The organism is Sphaerisporangium dianthi, from assembly GCF_042654065.1.
In the GTDB taxonomy this organism is placed as follows: Bacteria; Actinomycetota; Actinomycetes; order Streptosporangiales; family Streptosporangiaceae; genus Sphaerisporangium; species Sphaerisporangium dianthi.
This window is the reverse complement of the sequence record NZ_JBHSFP010000041.1, coordinates 51,067-64,841: the sequence shown is the minus strand read 5'-3', so window position 1 is coordinate 64,841 and position 13,775 is coordinate 51,067. Positions and strand designations below refer to the sequence as shown.

Sequence of the window (13,775 nt, the reverse complement as noted above, 5' to 3'; positions counted from 1 at the left end):
CAGCTGTTCGAACTGCTGGACCCGGCCCGGATCGGGGTCACCCTGTCGGAGGAGTTCCAGCTGCATCCCGAACAGGCCACCTCCGCCCTCATCGTCCACCACCCCGAAGCCAAATACTTCAACGTCTAGACCGGTGCCGGTACCGGGCCGTCGTGGCCGCCGCCCCCGCGGGCGGCCACGACGGCCGGCGGGCCCCACGCCCTCAGGCGGCGAGCAGGGCGGCGATGAGGCAGCCGAACGCGGCCGTGGCGGCGAGCGTGCGCGCGAGGTTCCATCGCACCCACCGCGTCTCGAACCGCTCTCGGACGTCCGCGAGCCCGGCCATGCCGTCGGGGGCGCCCGCCGCCCCCAGCTCGTCGTTGAGCGGCACGTTCACCGCGAAGGTGATCCCCAGCTGCGCCGCGTACAGCACCAGCGCCGCGAGAAGCCAGGGCAGCAGCCGCGGCCCGTCGCCGGCGAAGTGGAGTGCCACGGCCAGCGCGATGGTCGCCGCCGCCCCGAGGAAGCACAGGAAGAACCAGCCGTTGATGATCGCCACGTTGATCTGCTGCATCGCCCCCACGAAGGTGCGGTCGTCGGCGCGGCGCAGGCCCGGCATGACCGAGCAGACGTAGGAGTAGAAGAAGCCGGCCATGAGCCCGGTGGTCAGCGTCGCGGCGACCAGGGCGATCACCCGTAACGTGTCCATGCGTCCCTCCTGATCGCGAGTTCCGTGTGTGGCACCAGTCAAGCGGGCGCGGCTTCGGACGGGCCATGCTTGAGGAGCGCACTCGCATGCGTCCGCGTCTAGATTGAGGCGCATGGACGTCCTGGCGAGCCTGCTGGACGGGCCGAGAGCCCGTGGGGCCTTCCTGCTCCGCTCGATCCTCACCCCGCCCTGGAGCCTGCTGATCAAAGACCGCGCGCCGCTCACGGTGGTCGCCGTGGTGCGCGGAGAGGCGTGGGTGACGCACGCCGACGGGCGCCCCGTGCGGCTCGGCGCCGGAGACGTCGCGGTCGTCCGCGGCCCCGACCCGTACACGGTCGCCGACGACCCCCGCACGCCGCCTCAGGTCGTCATCCACCCCGGGCAACGCTGCGCGACCGTGGAAGGCGAGCCGCTGGCCGGAGCGATGGACCTGGGCGTGCGCACCTGGGGCACCGGCCTGGACGGCCCGATGGTGATGCTCACCGGCACCTACCAGATGCGGGGCGAGATCAACCGCCGCCTGCTCGCCGTCCTGCCCCCGCTGCTGGTGCTGCCGGACGACGACTGGGACTCCCCGCTGGTCCCGCTGCTCGCCGCCGAGATCGTCAAGGACGAGCCGGGGCAGCAGGCCGTGCTCGACCGGCTGCTCGACGTGCTGCTCATCGCCGTGCTGCGCACCTGGCTCGCCCGCGCGCAGGCGCAGGCCCCGGCGTGGTACCGCGCGCACGGCGACCCCATCGTCGGCAAGGCGCTGCGCATGCTGCACAACAACCCCGGCCATCCCTGGACGGTGGCGGCGCTGGCGGCCGGCGCCGGGGTCTCCCGCGCGGCGCTCGCCCGCAGGTTCACCGATCTGGTGGGCGAACCGCCCATGGCGTACCTGACCGCCTGGCGGCTGGCCCTGGCCGCCGATCTGCTGCGCGGGAGCGACGCCACCGTCGGCGCCGTGGCCGGCCAGGTGGGATACAGCAGTTCCTTCGCGCTGAGCGCCGCCTTCAAGCGCGTGCTCGGCGTCAGCCCGCAGGACTACCGCGCCGGGCGCGTCCGCGAGGAAGAGGAGGCCCTGGCCCCGGCATAGCCCAGGGCCGCCCGGTCAGGTGCTCTGCACCAGGACGCTGTGAGTGCCGGTGAGCGTGCGCTCGCGGGTGGCGCCCGCACGCTCGTCGCCGCGCTCAGCAGCCCCGCCTTTCGGCCTTCCCCCGGCTCTCGGACGTCCGCGAGCCCGGCCATGCCGTCCGGCACCTCCCGGATACGGTCGCGGGCGGCGTGGGCGCCGGTCCACTTCGAAAGCGGCAGGTGGATCGAGATGCATTGCGCTCATTTACCGCCTGAATTTGTAAAGAAAAACCAAGGTCCGCTCGTCACATCGGCGGCGCTCGGGCCCTGGCCGGCCAATTTCCGTCTCATTCCCTCTTCGGTCGAAGGCGGGCACGATGAGCAGTTACCGATGACCACAGCCTGATACTCGGCGAGCTCCGGACGATCACCTCGAGGCCATCGCACGGTCCAGGTGCCGTCCCGATGCTCACCCGCCTGCGGAGAGACCAGCCACGAACGTGCTGCGGCCACCCCGGAATCGTCCTGCACTCCGCGAGCGATGATGAAGATCCTCCAGGGTGCTCGCGTTGTCGCACTCGGGGGATCGGAGACATAGCCCCTGAACTCGTCGACGTCATCAGTCCGCCACGCCGATGAGAAGTGGATCCCGGGCGAACGCTCCTGTGTGAGGATGCCCACTCCCACGGCGATCCAAAAGACGAGCAAGCCCCCGAAGAACAGGACCGCTACAGCTATGGAGGGGTCTGGCCGGCGCCTCCTTTGGAGGAGTGGCGGCAAGCGTGGCATATCTCACGATCCCACGCCCTCGAGTAATGGGAAACCTATTTGCTCCTCCATGCACGCCTCGCGGCGAGCGTGGCCGGCGCACCATGAGTCCGGCCGCGAGGCGTGGGCCGCCCGGTCAGGTGCTCTGCACCAGAACGCTGTGAGTGCCGGTGAGCGTGCGCTCGCGGGTGGCGCCCGCCCGCACGCTCGTCGCCGCGCTCAGCAGCCCCGGCTTGCAGCCTTCCCCCGAATAGAGGATCACGTCGGCGTCGGTCGAGTTCACCACGGAGGCGCGGGTGAACAGCGGGAACCAGGGAAGCGCGTAACATCCGGGCGCGGGATTGACCAGCCGCGTTCGCGGCACCCGGTCACCTTCGACGACCAGCGTCCCGGTCGCCGCGCCGGCCGGCAGGGGAGCCGTGAGCGTCAGCGGTGCGGTGGCGAGCAGGGCGCTCAGAGCGGTCATGACTCGTCGCATGGCATTCTCCTCGACAGTGGTTCGACACCCGCCACCATGGTAACGGAGAGTGACGAAACGACCGCGAGCAGCGGGAATGCCTGGCGTGGCGCGAACGTCCTTCTCCGCGAACCTGCGGATCGCCGCCCCGGAGGCGGCACTTGCACCGGAACGCGCGGACTCTGTCCCCGGACGCGCGGATCCCCTCCCTGGAACCCGCGGACTCTGTCCCCGGACGCGCTGATCGCCGATCCGCTCGGAGGCGGATCGGCGATCAGGCGATGTCGCCGCGCCGGCCGTACGGCCGGGCGCGGGGCGGCCGGGTCAGTCCCCGTACTCGCTCTGGACGCCCGCCGGGGTCAGCGCGGAGATGTAGTGCTGCGGCAGGTGGTCGTCCATCGAGTAGACCGCGGGCAGCGAACGGGTCGCCTCGAACTTGCGCGCCACGTAGGACAGCGCCGACATCGGCAGGCCGAGCAGCCCGGGCATCTGCGGCGTCGGGTGCCTCCTGGTCTCCCAATGGCCCCTGTTCGACTGCGGGGCGCACTTCGGGCGGGTGAGCGTGTCGATGAGGGTGTTGCGCAGGTGCGGGACGCGGTAGTGGTGCTCGCGCCCGAAGTGCCGGTAGGGCCCCGACGCGGTGGACGGCAGGTGCGGCACGACGTCGCTGTCGTACACGTAGCGGATGACGTGCTCGCGCAGGAACTCGTCGCGCTCGCAGGCCTCGGCGAACGCCGGGTCGCCGATCATGGGCTGGCCGAAGGTGTAGACGGCCTTCAGCCGGTCGCCGAGCGCCTCCTTGTACTTGCGCTCGTGGCGCATCATGACGCCCATGAGCGCGGCCATCGCCCCGCCCTGGCTGTGCCCGGTGATGTACAGCGCCTCGAGGTTGCCCTCCGCCGGCGCGGAGCCGTAGGAGTCGCGGATCTGCGGGCCGCCGTTGCCCTGGGCCAGGCGGGCCCCCTGGGGGTCGCAGGCGTGCCGCAGCATGTTCATGACCTCATACCGCGTGGCCCGCACGTTGCGGTAGATCCCGGCGTGCACGGTGGCGCGCGGGTCGCCGATCTGGTAGCCGATGCGCTCGGGTTCGACGTCGATGTCGCTCAGCCAGTTGATGAAGTTGAGCGGCTCGGTTCCCCGGTAGCACAGGATCGCGGCCCGGCCGCTCTTGCTCTGGATCAGGAACGCGGTCGAGCAGATCAGCATGGCGTCGACCGACGTCTGGATCATCTGGCAGTGGTTGTCCTCGAGGCCCATTCTGGCCATGATCATGGACAGTGTCCTGGCGTCCGAATAGGCGTACGCGGCGCAGGTCGCGAGAACGTGCGCGATTTCCGGGTCCGGATGGCCGGTGGCCTCCAGCAGCCGCCTTTCCAGGTTCTTGTAGACCGGGAATCCCGCGGTCTCGCGGTGCCCATAGGGACGGAGTTCCTCATAGCTCGGCGCCTTGACGTCCTGCGTCCGGGGCCCGCCGGCCTGCGTGACGTCCCGCATCCTGTGCTCCCACTCCGTTGTGGGGAACGCATTCGCGGACGAATCGGGCTTCCTCCCGCCGCTCACCATTTTCCCGGCGCTCGCCTGGCCCACGGTGGCCGTGACCGATTTCTCCGACTGGCGACTGTTCCTGGTGGTATCCACGCTTGCCACGCCACACACCTTCCCGTCGGCGACGGTGCATTGAACTGTTCCGCGGTCTCCATGCGGGCGGACATCATCGTCACACGTGTTTTTCGCGCCCCTGGAGAACCGTCTGTCCTTCACAATTTCCTGGACATCACAGGCCAAATCCCATGCTCACGCAAACTCATTTCCAGCGACTCGCCCGAGCCGCGCGGAATAGGCCGTTCACCACGAAAAAGGCGGGCATTCGGACAGAGGCCCGCCGGGCGACACGCCGCCGTCCACCTGGGGAAAGGGCAGGGCGATCACGCTCTAGGGTGAGCGGAGGGGCGGAGTTCGCAGGTGAGGAGCACCGGTGGCGGAATCGGTCGTACGGGTCGCGGCGGACGCCGACATGCCCGGCGTGCGGGCCGTGGCCGCGCACTACGAGCTGCTGGACGACTGGACGGGCATGCCGGACTTCCTCGACGCCGAAAGGGCGTTCGGGGCGCTGGTCGCCGGTGAGATCGACGGGCGCGTCGCGGGGTTCGGCGGAGTGCTGCGCCGGGGACAGGTCGTCCACCTGGGCGACCTTTTCGTCCTGCCGGAACACCAGTCGTCCGGGATAGGCAGGAAGATCCTGGACCTGGTGCTGCCGCCCGGCACGCAACGGGTCACGTTCGCGTCGGACGATCCGAGGGCGCTCGCGCTGTACATCAGGCAGGGGATGCGCCCGGTGTGCCCTCTGCTCTACCTGACCTGCTCGCCCGCGGCTTCCACGCGGCGCCGGACGGCGGATCGGGAGAAGGATCCGCAGGACGGACCGCCCGCGCGCGGACCGGTGGAGGGTCCCCGGCCAGAGGCGGGAGAGCCGTCCGGCGTGCGCGAGGCCGCGATGCTCGACGCCAGGCTCAGCGGCGGCGACCGGACCACGTCGCTGCGGTGGTACGCGGGCCTGCCAGGAGTGACGCTGCACGTGACCGGCGCGGGGTACGCGTTCGTCCGGGTCACCGGCGGCGAGGATCTCGAGGTGGGGCCGGTGGGCGGGGAGACCCCGCAGGACTGCGCCGACGCGCTGTTCGCCGCGGTCGCCGCGCATCCGGGCGTCGACGAGGTCCAGGTGGCGGTGCCGGGCGTGCATCCGCTCCTGCCCCGGCTGGTGGCGGGCGGCTGGGCGATCGACGACATGGACACGTTCATGACGACCGACCCCGGCGTGGTCCGCCTGGACCGCTACCTCCCGCACCCCGACCTGGGCTGACATGCGGGTCCTCACGGCCCGTTGGGCCCTCGGGAGGTGCGGGTGCCTCGCCGGCCCAGCGCCAGGCCAGGACGGCGATGAGTGCTGTGGCGGACATCTCGACGACGCTGTAGGCGATGTAGTAGGCCGTCGGCGGTCCCACGGTCAGCGACCAGATCTGCACCAGGGTCATCACGGTCGCCGCTCCGATGTTGGTCCAGCGGTTCGGGCCGTACGGGGCCAGGAAGGAGACGAGGGTCGCGGCGATCGGGATCTCCATCAGGGCCGCCGCCGACAGCAGGAAGCCGGGAGTGACCTCGATCGGGTTGACTTCGGCTGGATCCATGAGGCCGAGGATGTCGCAGTAGAGGTAGTTGAACATGACGAAGATCCATAAAGCGGAGAGTGTGTTCTTCACGGCGCCGAAGGTAGTCGCGGGCTGCCGGGCGAGGCTTCCCTCCCGGGAGCCGATCGCGATTCACTCCTGTGGGCGAGGACAAAGGGGGCGATCGCGGGTGACGATGGGCGGGTGACCTCCCTGCTGGACGTACGCGCCGTCCGGGTGCTGCTGTGGGCGCTCATCCGGGTGGCCAGCGCGCCGGTCGCGCTCGTCCTGATCGTGGTCAGGGCGCTGCGTCCGTTCGTCGCGCTGGTCCTGCTGCTCGTCATGCTGTTCCCCGGGACGTTCGGTGACCAGGACGTCGAGGTCTCCTGGCTGGAAGGGCTGGTCTGCGTCGCCGTCCTGGGGCTGATGCTGCTGCCGCTGCGCCGCGTGCTGGCCTCGCTCACCGCCTGGCATCTGCGGCTGGCCGCCCGGCTGCTGGGGCCCGGGCCGGGCGAGTTGGCGCTGGCCCGCGCCCAGGAACAGCTCCGGATCGACCAGGAGCTGCACGACAGTATCGGCCACATGCTGTCGATGATCGTCGTTCAGGCCGGCGCCGGCGCGCACGTCTTCGAGCACGACCCCGGTTTCGCCCGCCAGGCGCTCGCCACGATCGAGCAGCGCGGCCGGGCCGCCCTCGGCGAGCTGGACCGGATCATCTCCGGCATCCAGGGCCACGCGCCCCTGCCCGGCGGCGACGACCCGGCCGCCCTGACCGCGCTGATCGACGGTGCGCGCGAGGCCGGGATGGCGGTGACCGCGTCGATCGAGGCGACCGGCCTGCCGAGCGCGATCGGGCGCGGGGTGCACCGGATCGTCCAGGAGGCGCTGACCAACGCGGCCAAGCACGCCCCCGGCCGCCCGGTCACCGTGGAGGTCGCCACCGGATCCGGCGCGGTGACGATTCGCGTGGTGAACGCCTTCGACGGCCCCGCCTTCCCGGGGCACGGGCACGGCCTGGCCTCGATCCGCGACCGGGTGAGCCTGCTGGGTGGCACGGCCACCATCGGCCCCGCGGCCGGCGAGTTCACCGTGCGGGCCGTCCTGCCGCTGGAGTCCTGATGCGGATCGCGATCGTCGACGACGACCCGTTGGTGCGGATCGGCCTGCGTGCCGTCCTGTCCAGCGAGCCCGACTGGCAGGTGAGCGCCGAGGCCGGCGACGGCCGGGCCGCGCTCGACCTCACCGGCGGCCCCCTGCCCCCCGACGTCGTCCTGATGGACATCCGGATGCCCGGCATGGACGGCCTGGAGGCCACCCGCCGCATCACCGTCGCGCAGGACGCTCCCCGCGTCCTGGTACTGACCACGTTCGAGGTCGACGCGTACGTCTTCGACGCACTTCGAGCGGGTGCGAGCGGTTTCGTACTGAAACGGGTGCCGCCGAAGGAACTGATCGAAGCCGTCCGCGTCGTCGCCTCGGGCGAGTCACTGGTCTTCCCCGCCTCGACCCGCGGCGTCATCGAACGCTTCGCCGTACGAACCGGCAGACCGCTGCCGGAGCTGTCGGAACGCGAACGGGATGTCCTGCGGTCGCTGGCGCGCGGGCGGTCCAACGCGGAGATCGCCGGCGAGCTGTTCCTGTCGGTGCAGACGGTGAAGTCGCACGTGGCGTCGGTCCTGCTCAAGCTGGGCGTACGGGACCGGACCCAGGCGGTGATCGCCGCTTACGAGACAGGGTTCGTGGTGGCGGGAACGGGACGATGAGCGCCGGCCGCACTCGAGGGCTGGGGTGCCGAGTGTGTGCAGCGCTGTCAGCGCGTTAGAGCAGAAGGCGGGCCCGGTGACGGGCGAGATGGAGCAAGGGCGGGCAGGTCACCCGCAGGCCTGAGCGCGTCGGGAGGCCGAAGGCGACGGCCTTGGCCGGCACGCCGGTGGTGAAGATCGTCGTGGGGTAGGCGTGGCAGTGGCCCTGGGAAAGCTCGCGCACCAGGTGCAGGCCCCGGCCGTTCTCGGCGAACAGGTCGAGGACGGTCTGGTCCCGGGGACGGTCGAGCACGGCGGGAATCCAGCGCAGGTCGGGGTCGCCGTCCACCACCTCGCACCAGGTGGGCAGGTCGCCGAGACTGTAGAGGCGGATCTCGTACGGCGGGCGGCCGTGCCGCTCGCAGTTCGCGGCGAGTTCGGCCACGACCGTCTCGGCGTCGGCCACATCGGCGCCGGGCACTCCCGCGCCCTGGAGCACCTCGCGAACCAGGGCGCGGGCGCGGCGCGACGCCGAGCCCGGGTACAGGGACGCGACCAGCATGCCGACATCGGCGCGGGTCTCCTCCTGCGGCGCCGCTTCGCCGCCGGCGGGCCAGTGACGGTGGATCGGCGAACGTCCGGAGGGACGGCCGGGCGGGTCCGCCGGGCGCTGGGGGGTGGGGCACATGCGCGGGTCTCCTTGCTCTCGATGAACGTGATGAGCAGGAGACGCCATCGGGCGGCGGCAGGGCAGGTCCTGGTCTGGGCGTCGCCGTTCACGCCGCCGATCGCCCGCCTTGGACGATCGGCGGCGCCATCTCGTGGATCACCGTGCCGGGTGGTCGTTTCCCGGTCGTTTCGAGCGGGAGACCGGAGCCGGCGTCACGGCTGTTGACAATGGGTCATCGGTTGGTCACTCATTGTCTCGGGAGGTGGTCATGGGCGGGCCGAGGCGTGGCGGAGGGCGTCCGGAGCTGGCGCGGGCGCGAAAGCGCATGGGGATGAGCCAGGACGAGATCGCGGAGGCGCTGTGGGTGTCGCCGACGACGTGGAGCAGATGGGAACGAGGCCGGCAGGAGATCCGGCCGGTCTACCGCGCCCGGATGGCCGAGGTCTTCGGCGTCGACCCGGCCGAGGTAGAGCGCTGGGTGGATGGACGGGCAGCCGTCGATACGGAAGCGTGGCTCGTCTCGGACTGTAGTGACCTCTCTCTCGCGGCTACCGTCGAGGCGGCCGGGAGACTGTGGAGGTGTGACGTGGATCCGGACCGGCGCCATGTGCTGGCCGCGCTTCCCTTCGTCCCCGCCGTTCTCGGCAACTGGTTGTCGGAGTGGACTTACGGTCTTCCTCCTGAGCCTGTGACGTGCCGTGGAACGGGACGCGCCGTGGGTCGTTCCGACGTCCGGCGGATGAACGACGCCTGGCAGGCGTTCGCGGAGATGGACCATCGCTTCGGTGCGGGGCTTGTACGTCCCGCTGTGGTGGATTACCTGCACAGCACGGTGGGGCCGTTGCTGCACGGTCGTTACGACGACCGAGTCGGGGCCGAGTTGATGACGGCCGCTGCCAGGCTCACTCAGATGGCGGGCTGGACGGCTTTCGACCTCGGGCACCAGGGCAAGGCCCAGTATTACTTCGGGCAGGCGCTGAAGATGGCGAAGGCCGGTGATGACGCGTTGACGGCCGCCTGGGTCATGACGGCGCTGATGTATCAGGCGATCCATCTGGATCAGGCCGCATGGGCGATACGGCTGGCGAGGGCGGCGGGTGACACGGCCCGTCTGGGGCAGGCGACGCCGCGCGTCATGGCGTTGCTTTTGAGCAGGGAGGCGTGGGCGACCGCTCTGCAAACAGGGAAGAACCGCGATGGCCACACCATCAGGCGGGTTGAGCGGCTGCTGGGCGACGCCGAGCGGGCGTACGAGCAGGGAACCACCGACCGTGACCCGGCCTGGGCCGCCTCTTATGAGGTGACCAATCTGACCTCTGAGTCGAGTCGCTGCTGGCATCTCCTCGGTGAGCACCGACGGGCGGTCGAGGCGGCGGAAGCGACGCTGTCCGCTTTCGGGGAACGTCGGATCCGGTCGGCTCAGCTCGCCCGAGTCAACGCGGCTGAGGCGTATCTGGGCATGGGAGAGGTGGATCAGGCGGTCGACGTCGCGAGGACGGCCATCTCGAGCGCGAGATCACTGACCTCCGCCCGGCTGGTCGAACGCATCCGGAGGTTCTCCGACCGGCTTGAGCCCTACGGCGCCACCGTCCAGGTCAAGGAGTTCCGGGCCTACCTGGACGGCGAGCTCGTCTCCTGAGCCGGCGCCGCCGGCGGCCGCCGTGCCGTCCAACCGGCGTCCTCGCCGTGTGGCGGAGGCCGGACACGCACGTGGCGGCCGACATCCCCGCGACACTCACGGCATGGCGGTGGGAGGTCAGGGGGCGGAGAAGGCGGCGAGGGTCATCTGGCCGCCGGGGATGGGCCCGATGAGGGTGGGTGGCCCGGACGGGCGCCGGTGCAGGGGGAGGCGGACGGTGAAGCGGGCGCCTCCGGCGTCGGCGGTGTCCACTTCGATGGTGCCGTCGTGCGCGCGGACGATGTCGCGGACGATCGCCAGGCCGAGGCCCGTGCCGCCCCGGTCGCGGCAGCGGGAGGCGTCCAGCCGGGTGAAGCGCTCGAAGATGCGCTCCCGGTCGGCCTCGGCGATGCCGTCGCCGTCGTCGCTGACCAGAAGCTCGGCGTGGCGGCCGTCGTGGCGCACCTCCACCATCACCGCGTTCCTGGCATGCCGCTGGGCGTTGTCTAGCAGGTTGGTCAGGATGCGGGTGATCTGGGTGTCGACGCCCTTGACGACGGTCCCGCGGGCGAGCCGCAGCCGCACGGGGAGCCGGTCGGCGCGGCGGGAGACCTCCATGCGGACCGTCTCGGACAGATCCACCTCGTCCATGGCCCGCGGCGTCCCGCCGCCGATCTTCGCCAGGAGCAGCAGATCGGTCATGACGGCCTGCAGCCGGTCGACGTCGTTCAGCGCGCGGTCCAGCAGGGTGTCCAGGTCGGTGTCCTGAGGATGCATCTTGGCCTCCTCCAGCTGGGCGCGCAGCCCGGCGACCGGGGTGCGCAGCTCGTGCGAGGCGTCGGAGGCGAACTGGCGCTGAGCGGCGAGCGCCCGCTCCGTGCGCCCCTTGGAGTTCTCCAGGCGTTCCAGGGTGCTGTTGACCGTGCGGGCCAGGCGGGCGATCTCGTCGTCGCCGGGGGGTTCGGGGACGCGGCTGCTCAGGTCGTTGACGTTGGTCGCGGCAAGCTCGGCGCGGATGGCCTCGACGGGGCGCAGGGTGCGGCCGGTGATCTTCCAGGCGGCCCAGATGGCGATGGAGATCAGCACCCCGACCTGAACGGCGAACAGCGCGTCGAACACGCCCGTCGGCATGACCATGCGGACCGGGCCGCCGGCGTAGATGATGTCGGAGTCCTCGTCCGGGCCGACCCGGACGGCCGACAGGCGCACGCAGCCCAGGCTGGTGTGCGCGCAGGTCTCCACGTCCCGCTGCGGGTCGTCGGCGGACGGCTGGAGGTCCGTCAGCGGCGGCAGCCCGCGCACCTCGGGGGAGGAGGCGAGGATCCGCCGGTCCGGCCCGACGACCTGGACCACGTTGACGCCCGGCACGCTGCTGGTCACGACCGGGTCGTTCAGCCGCCCGGCCCGGTCGGCGGCGGCCATCAGGCCGGCGGCGCGGCGGGCGTCCAGCCATCCGGCGTTGGCGAGCTCCTGGCGTGCGACCATGCCGGCCAGCACTCCGGAGGGCACCAGCAGGAGCATCGAGAGCAGGGCGACCAGGGCGGTGACCTGCCCGCGGATCGAACGGGGACGCCAGGGCCACGCGCCAGGGTGCAGGCGGCGCCGGGGGAAGGACATTCTCATGAGACGCGACTCCTCCTCGCGGCGGTCACCGGGAGGTGACCACTAAGGGCGGCGGGGGGTTGCGCCGGATCGAGCGGATGCTCCGGAAGGGGCGCCGTAGAGGTACGGCGGTCCGCCGTAGGTGTGCGACGGCCGGGAACGGGCGGCATGTCCGCCCGTGTGACCCGCGGATGCTCCGCTAGGGCGACTTCAAACATAGCAAAAGCCCCAAAAAGGTGCAAATCAGACAAAAAGCTAGCGCGTTCATGTCACGCGGAGGTCAAGCACGTACCCCTCAGCCCTCGGCGTGCGGCTGCGAGGGGTCGTCCCTGGCCGGCGGAAGGCGGACGACGAAGCGGGCGCCGCCGTCGGGGGACACCTCCGCCGTGATGGTGCCGTCGTGGGTCTGGACGAGGTCGCGGGCGATGGCCAGGCCGAGGCCCGTGCCGCCTTTGTCCCGGCTGCGCGCCGCGTCCAGCCGAGTGAACCGCTGGAAGATCCGCTCACGCTCCGGCGCCGCTATGCCGTCGCCGTCGTCGTCGACGATCAGCTCGGCCGAGTCGCCCGCCCGGCGGACCGTCACGGTCACCGACTTCCTGGCGTGCCGCGACGCGTTGTCCATCAGGTTGCCGAGCACGCGGCCGATGTGGGTGCGCACGGCCTCGACCGTCACATCCGGGGCCAGCTCCAGGCGCACATGAAGCGGGTCCGAGCGCCGGGAGACCTCCGCGCGCACGACCTCGGCGAGGTCGAGGCGGGTGCGCGGTCGGGAGGAGCCCTCACCGAGCCGTTCGAGCAGCAGCAGGTCGCAGATGATGGCCTGCAGCCGGTCGACGTCCCGCAGCGAATGGCGCAGCAGATCCGCGAGGTCGGTGTCGTCCGGGTGCAGCTGCGCCTCCTCCAGCTGGGCGCGCAGGCCCGCGACCGGGGTGCGCAGCTCGTGCGAGGCGTCGGCGGTGAATCGCCGCTGGTGGTCCAGCGCCCGCACCATCTGGTCCTTGGCGTTCTGCAGCCGTGACAACGTGCCGTTGATGGTGTGCGCCAGCCGGGCGATCTCGTCGTTGCCGGCGGGTTCGGGCACGCGGGTGCTCAGGTCGTTGACGTTGATCGCGGCAAGCTCGGCCCGGATGGCCTCCACCGGTCGCAGCGTGCGGCCGGTGACCTTCCAGGTCATCGTGACGGCGAGCAGGATCAGCACGAGGCCCTGGATGACGAAGATCGAGTCGATCGCGTCGGTGATGCTGCCCGTAGGGGCGGGACTGCCCGCGTAGACGACGTCGGAGTCCGGCGCGGCCGAGACCCGCTGTGCGGAGAGGTTGACGCAGCCGACGCGCGGCTGCGCACAGGTGCGCACGTCCAGTTGCGGCTCCCGTGGCGACGGCCAGGTCTCGGTCAGGGGCGGCAGCCCGCGTGCCATGGGGGAGGCGGCGATCACGTGGTGGTCGGCGTCGACCACCTGGACCAGCGTGACGCCCGGCACCTGCGACGCGAAAGTCTTGCCGAGCCGCCCGAGGCGGTCGGCGGTGGCCGCGATGCTCGCCTCCTGCCGCGCCGCTGGCCACCCGTCGCCGTCCACGGACTGATGTGCAACCAGACCGGCCAGTACTCCCGAAGGGATGAGGAGAAGCGTGGCGAGCAGGGTGACCAGGGCCGTGACCCGGCCGCGGATGGATTGCGGGCGTAGTCGGACGCGTACGGGCAGGCGCGACGCGGTTCGCCGTCGCGATCGGCCGGGTGGCACTGTCATCGTCTTCTCCATGAGACTTCCGGCCGCGTGCCGCCTGCGGGTTCGCCCGGTCGGGATAGCGCTTTCCATCAACATGGCTCGTCACGTGTTTCTCAAGTCGGCGGTGGAGGTCGCGTGGGCCGGTCGAGCCGGAGGGCGGGTGTACACCGCCTGGAGCGGGCTCCGGCCGGAACTCCGCTCCTTCTCCCGGCGACGGCCGCGTCCGCGATGGTCCATCGCGGACATTACGCGTCCGTTATCTGGAAACACTCAAGTTATCCACC

The 13,775-nt window shown here is 71.0% G+C and carries 14 protein-coding genes; 7 read left to right on the top strand and 7 right to left on the bottom strand.

Translation table 11 applies throughout. The annotated features are described in order from the left end of the window. A partial coding sequence (locus tag ACFO60_RS36240) for a vitamin B12 dependent-methionine synthase activation domain-containing protein (RefSeq protein WP_380850352.1) occupies positions 1–129 on the top strand: 129 nt, incomplete at its 5' end. A 73-nt stretch (positions 130–202) separates the two neighbouring features. Here the strand turns inward: ACFO60_RS36240 and ACFO60_RS36235 are convergent. Further along, complete coding sequence (locus ACFO60_RS36235) at positions 203–688, bottom strand: anthrone oxygenase family protein (RefSeq protein ID WP_380850346.1); 486 nt, start codon at positions 686–688, stop codon at positions 203–205. A gap of 112 nt (positions 689–800) precedes the next feature. Between ACFO60_RS36235 and ACFO60_RS36230 the strand changes: the two genes are divergently transcribed. Next, complete coding sequence (locus ACFO60_RS36230) at positions 801–1,766, top strand: AraC family transcriptional regulator (protein ID WP_380850344.1); 966 nt, start codon at positions 801–803, stop codon at positions 1,764–1,766. 882 nt (positions 1,767–2,648) lie between these two features. Here ACFO60_RS36230 and ACFO60_RS36225 read toward each other — a convergent pair. Together ACFO60_RS36225 and ACFO60_RS36220 are read right to left on the bottom strand one after the other, a co-directional pair. Further along, complete coding sequence (locus ACFO60_RS36225; protein ID WP_380850341.1) at positions 2,649–2,990, bottom strand: hypothetical protein; 342 nt, start codon at positions 2,988–2,990, stop codon at positions 2,649–2,651. A gap of 303 nt (positions 2,991–3,293) precedes the next feature. Then, entirely contained in the window at positions 3,294–4,463 is a 1,170-nt protein-coding gene (locus tag ACFO60_RS36220) for a lipase family protein (protein WP_380850338.1), read from the bottom strand. A 19-nt stretch (positions 4,464–4,482) separates the two neighbouring features. Between ACFO60_RS36220 and ACFO60_RS36215 the strand changes: the two genes are divergently transcribed. Continuing rightward, on the top strand, positions 4,483–4,650 hold the full coding sequence (locus ACFO60_RS36215; protein ID WP_380850335.1) for a hypothetical protein: 168 nt from the start codon (positions 4,483–4,485) through the stop codon (positions 4,648–4,650). Between the two features lie 294 nt (positions 4,651–4,944). Beyond that, the gene (locus ACFO60_RS36210) at positions 4,945–5,829 is read left to right on the top strand and encodes a GNAT family N-acetyltransferase (protein WP_380850332.1); all 885 of its coding nucleotides are present in this window, start codon (positions 4,945–4,947) and stop codon (positions 5,827–5,829) included. Here ACFO60_RS36210 and ACFO60_RS36205 read toward each other — a convergent pair. Further along, the gene (locus ACFO60_RS36205; protein ID WP_380850329.1) at positions 5,765–6,226 is read right to left on the bottom strand and encodes a DUF6326 family protein; all 462 of its coding nucleotides are present in this window, start codon (positions 6,224–6,226) and stop codon (positions 5,765–5,767) included. The genes ACFO60_RS36210 and ACFO60_RS36205 overlap by 65 nt on opposite strands. A 111-nt stretch (positions 6,227–6,337) precedes the next feature. On the opposite strand from ACFO60_RS36205, the gene ACFO60_RS36200 reads away from it, so the two are divergent. Then, a complete protein-coding gene (locus ACFO60_RS36200) occupies positions 6,338–7,252 on the top strand; it encodes a sensor histidine kinase (protein WP_380850326.1) in 915 nt (304 codons plus the stop codon). Beyond that, entirely contained in the window at positions 7,252–7,896 is a 645-nt protein-coding gene (locus ACFO60_RS36195) for a response regulator transcription factor (RefSeq protein ID WP_380850323.1), read from the top strand. Before ACFO60_RS36200 ends, ACFO60_RS36195 begins: the two co-directional genes overlap by 1 nt. A gap of 55 nt (positions 7,897–7,951) precedes the next feature. On the opposite strand, the gene ACFO60_RS36190 is transcribed toward ACFO60_RS36195, so the two are convergent. Then, on the bottom strand, positions 7,952–8,563 hold the full coding sequence (locus tag ACFO60_RS36190) for an ATP-binding protein (protein ID WP_380850320.1): 612 nt from the start codon (positions 8,561–8,563) through the stop codon (positions 7,952–7,954). 250 nt (positions 8,564–8,813) lie between these two features. On the opposite strand from ACFO60_RS36190, the gene ACFO60_RS36185 reads away from it, so the two are divergent. Beyond that, positions 8,814–10,184: a helix-turn-helix domain-containing protein gene (locus ACFO60_RS36185; RefSeq protein ID WP_380850317.1), complete on the top strand. Its 1,371-nt coding sequence runs from the start codon at positions 8,814–8,816 to the stop codon at positions 10,182–10,184. 117 nt (positions 10,185–10,301) lie between these two features. On the opposite strand, the gene ACFO60_RS36180 is transcribed toward ACFO60_RS36185, so the two are convergent. Continuing rightward, a complete protein-coding gene (locus ACFO60_RS36180) occupies positions 10,302–11,786 on the bottom strand; it encodes a sensor histidine kinase (protein ID WP_380850314.1) in 1,485 nt (494 codons plus the stop codon). Between the two features lie 274 nt (positions 11,787–12,060). Continuing rightward, positions 12,061–13,512, bottom strand: a complete 1,452-nt coding sequence (locus ACFO60_RS36175) for a sensor histidine kinase (protein ID WP_380850311.1) — start codon at positions 13,510–13,512, stop codon at positions 12,061–12,063. Between the last annotated feature and the right edge of the window lie 263 nt (positions 13,513–13,775).

What these genes read in the sequence shown, in the direction of transcription:
- ACFO60_RS36235 (WP_380850346.1), bottom strand. Translation starts at nt 688, where the DNA reads ATGGACACGTTACGGGTGATCGCCCTGGTCGCCGCGACGCTGACCACC.
- ACFO60_RS36230 (WP_380850344.1), top strand. Translation starts at nt 801, where the DNA reads ATGGACGTCCTGGCGAGCCTGCTGGACGGGCCGAGAGCCCGTGGGGCC.
- ACFO60_RS36225 (WP_380850341.1), bottom strand. Translation starts at nt 2,990, where the DNA reads ATGCGACGAGTCATGACCGCTCTGAGCGCCCTGCTCGCCACCGCACCG.
- ACFO60_RS36220 (WP_380850338.1), bottom strand. Translation starts at nt 4,463, where the DNA reads ATGCGGGACGTCACGCAGGCCGGCGGGCCCCGGACGCAGGACGTCAAG.
- ACFO60_RS36195 (WP_380850323.1), top strand. Translation starts at nt 7,252, where the DNA reads ATGCGGATCGCGATCGTCGACGACGACCCGTTGGTGCGGATCGGCCTG.
- ACFO60_RS36190 (WP_380850320.1), bottom strand. Translation starts at nt 8,563, where the DNA reads ATGTGCCCCACCCCCCAGCGCCCGGCGGACCCGCCCGGCCGTCCCTCC.
- ACFO60_RS36185 (WP_380850317.1), top strand. Translation starts at nt 8,814, where the DNA reads ATGGGCGGGCCGAGGCGTGGCGGAGGGCGTCCGGAGCTGGCGCGGGCG.
- ACFO60_RS36180 (WP_380850314.1), bottom strand. Translation starts at nt 11,786, where the DNA reads ATGAGAATGTCCTTCCCCCGGCGCCGCCTGCACCCTGGCGCGTGGCCC.
- ACFO60_RS36175 (WP_380850311.1), bottom strand. Translation starts at nt 13,512, where the DNA reads ATGACAGTGCCACCCGGCCGATCGCGACGGCGAACCGCGTCGCGCCTG.